Genomic DNA, 3,074 nt, shown 5'->3' with positions numbered 1-3,074 from the left:
GCAGTCTCCTACCCCCAGCCCTACGCTCCGGCCCTGCGCCCCGCCCCGGCGCCGCGCGCGAGCAGGCGTGCCGCTTCCGCCACCGCCGGGCGGTCCTGGGGCAGCCAGTCGACCTGGTCGGTCTCGTCGGGGCCGAGCCAGCGCAGCTCGTCGTGGTCCTCCAGCGGCTCGGGCTCGCCGGAGATCAGCCGGGCGGTCCACACCCGCAGGACGAGTCCGGGCCTGAGCGGCCACTCCCCCGCGATGCGCTCCAGCGGCTCGGCCTCCACGCCCAGTTCCTCACGCAGCTCGCGCACCAGCGCGTCCTCGGGCCGCTCGCCCGGCTCCACCTTGCCGCCGGGCAGCTCCCAGCGTCCGGCCAGCTCGGGCGGGGCGCTGCGGCGCGCGGCGAGCAGCCTGCCCCGGTCGAGAACGGCTCCGGCCACCACCACGCGAACATCCATGCGCCGGAGCGTAACCCGCGCCGGGGCCGGTCCGGTCCGGCGGGCCGCGACCGGGCCCCGCCTCCCCGGCCGCCCCTCGCCGGGTCTCTCGCTACTGCGCCGGCTGGGCGATCCGCTCGACCCAGTAGTGCCGGTGATGTCCCAGGTCGTCGAGGCTGTCGACGATCTTCTGGGCCTCGGCCCGGGTGGCGTACCGTCCGACGCGGTAGCGGTTGCCGTTGTCGTCCTGCCGTATGACCTGCCAGGAAAGCACCACGCCACCGTCGTTCATCGCGCCCCTCCCGCTGTCGGCGTGCAGGTCGGTGAAGATCCCCAGGAAACCGCATTCCGCATATGCCCGAGCCTACGCCTGACCTTCACTCAGCGGATCCGAGTTTTCACGAAGAGATACGGATCCGGCCACAGGGGGACAGAGCGACAGGGGCGCACTCCGTGGAGTGCGCCCCTGTCAGGGAAGTTGACGCCGAATCAGCCCCGCCCCGCCCCGGCGCTCCGCCCGCCACCGGCAGCGGGACATGTCACCGGCGGGCGCGAGGCCGTCACTTCACCGGCAGGTGGTAGGCGATCCGGTAGCGGTCGGCGGGGACGACGACGTCGGCCGTCTCCACCGCGCGGCCCGAGGCGTAGTACGTGCGCTCGATGACGAGCACCACATGGCCCGGGACCCCGCCGAGCGCCATGAGCTCCTCCGCCAGCCCCGGGCGCGCGCCGACCTCCTCCACCACGTTGTCCACCACCACGTCGATCGCGGCCATCCGCTCCACCACCCCGCACCCGCCGAGCGGTCCCTCCTCGGGCAGCATCACCGGGGTGCGCCCGGTCACCGCGAGCGGTTCCCAGGAGGTGGAGAGCATCATCTGCTCGCCCGCGTCCCGGTACACGTACCGGGTGCGCATCACGCGGTCGCCGGGGCGGATGCCGAGCCGCTCGGCGATCTCGGCGGACGCCGCCTCCTGCTCGCTGCTCGACTCCCAGGTGCCCCGGGTGCCCTCCTCGGCCTGCTCCTGGCGGAACGGGCTGGCCCCCTTCGCCGGGCGGAACCCGGAGCGGGCCACCCGGCGCGGGACGGGGCGCTCCTTCACATACGTCCCCGACCCGGAGCGGCCCTCGACCAGGCCCTCGGCCATCAGGACCTTGCGCGCCTCCAGGGCGACCGTGTCGGAGACGCCGTACTCCTCACGGATACGGGCCTGTGAGGGCAGGCGGGTATGCGGCGGCAGTGAGCCACTGACGATCTTCTGCCGGAGATCGCTGGCTACGCGCAGATAAGCCGGCTGCTCACCGAAAGTCACTGGCCACTCCCATCAGGTTGACAGACTGCAACAGCGTGGCAACCGTGGGTTGTGCGCGGCAAGCAATGGCCAGACTTTCACTCGAAGTGATGACCCTCTCCGTGCCCAGCGGATACCGCGAGTAGGGCTACCCGTCCCGGGCCCTTCTCAGACCGACTTGGAACCGCCGCTTCCGGTTTCATTCTCCGGTCCCGAATCCGGACCGTCCCCGGTGCCGCCGCTGCCGGTGCCGCCGCCGCCCCTTCCGCTGCCCGTCCCGCCGTCGGCGCCGCCGGAGTCGGTGTCGGGCGGGGTGGTGGCCAGGCGCAGCGCGCGGCGGGCGGCGACCTCCGTCTCCTGGCGCAGGGCGCGGTCCGCGGCGCCCGAGTGCACATAGAAGGCGGCGGCGTCGGACGAGACGGCCGCCTTCGCCCACTCCCTGCCCGCCGCCTCCATCTCCTTGGTACGGGCGCTCACCCGCGCGTCCGCGGCGGCGGGCCAGCTCCGCCCGCGCAGCCGTACGCTCTCCTGCTCCAGCACCTGCGAGACCCGCCCGGCCCACTCCTTGAAGGCGGGCAGATCGTCCTCGACCCGGTCCTCGTCGGGACCGGCCGCCAGCACCCGGTCATAGGCGTTGGCGGAGCGCAGATAGGTCACCTGGTCGGCGTCGAGCCGGCGGGCGTCGTTGCGCACCGAGCCCTTGAGCTTGCCGCTGGTGGTGGCGAAGGAGCAGGTGACCGTGCGGTCGCCGAGCCGCCAGCCGCGGCTGCTGGGCGTGTAGTAGTACGACTCGGCCTCCACCGGCAGCGCCCAGCTGTCCAGCGCGTACTCCTGCTCGACGTACCAGCACCTGCGGTCGGCGAGCGCGGTGACCGCCTTGTCGCCGGGGAAGGTGGCGCCCTCCACCGTGAAGGAGCCGGAGACCTCGCCGTCGTGCGGCTCGGCGCACGGCACGACGATCACATGGACGATCTCGGCCTCCAGCTCGCCGCCGGGGACGTTGAAGCAGTCGCCCCGGCGCAGGTCCTGGGTGCTGCGGGTGCTCCTGGCGTCGTCGATGCCGTCGCGCACCCCGTCCCAGAACGCGCTTGCCGCACCCGTCACCACCAGGACGACGGCGAGGACCGTGCTGACCGAGGACAGCACGACACCGGCGACCGCCATGCCCTTGCCGCGCTGCCCCTTCTTCCGGATCCGCCCCAGGGCGAGCACACCCAGGACGAGCCCGAGCGGCGGCACACAACAGAGGATGCCGGTGACCAGCGAGGCGACGGCCAGCCCGCTGGTCCCGGCGGGCTGCGGGAACGGCTGCGGATACGACTGCGGATACGGGTACCAGGGCTGCTGCGTCCCGGGGTGG

4 protein-coding genes are annotated in these 3,074 nt (G+C 73.2%); all 4 read right to left on the bottom strand.

Annotation, left to right across the window (positions count from 1 at the left end):
- Positions 1-20: 20 nt before the first annotated feature.
- Positions 21-443 (bottom strand): (deoxy)nucleoside triphosphate pyrophosphohydrolase, encoded by a 423-nt coding sequence (locus ACJA3G_RS33975; RefSeq protein WP_406556882.1) that lies wholly within the window; start codon positions 441-443, stop codon positions 21-23.
- 91 nt (positions 444-534) lie between these two features.
- Positions 535-714, bottom strand: a complete 180-nt coding sequence (locus ACJA3G_RS33970; protein WP_406556881.1) for an SPOR domain-containing protein — start codon at positions 712-714, stop codon at positions 535-537.
- Between the two features lie 268 nt (positions 715-982).
- Positions 983-1,735: a GntR family transcriptional regulator gene (locus ACJA3G_RS33965; RefSeq protein ID WP_406556880.1), complete on the bottom strand. Its 753-nt coding sequence runs from the start codon at positions 1,733-1,735 to the stop codon at positions 983-985.
- 147 nt (positions 1,736-1,882) lie between these two features.
- Positions 1,883-3,074, bottom strand: a 1,192-nt coding sequence (locus ACJA3G_RS33960) for a DUF4190 domain-containing protein (protein WP_406556879.1), incomplete at its 5' end; no start/stop codon positions are given.

Origin of the sequence: Streptomyces sp. YS-3, assembly GCF_045257485.1 — a bacterium.
Classification (GTDB): domain Bacteria; phylum Actinomycetota; class Actinomycetes; order Streptomycetales; family Streptomycetaceae; genus Streptomyces.
Note: the sequence above shows the minus strand (reverse complement) of the source record. Positions and strands in the feature narration are given on the sequence as shown.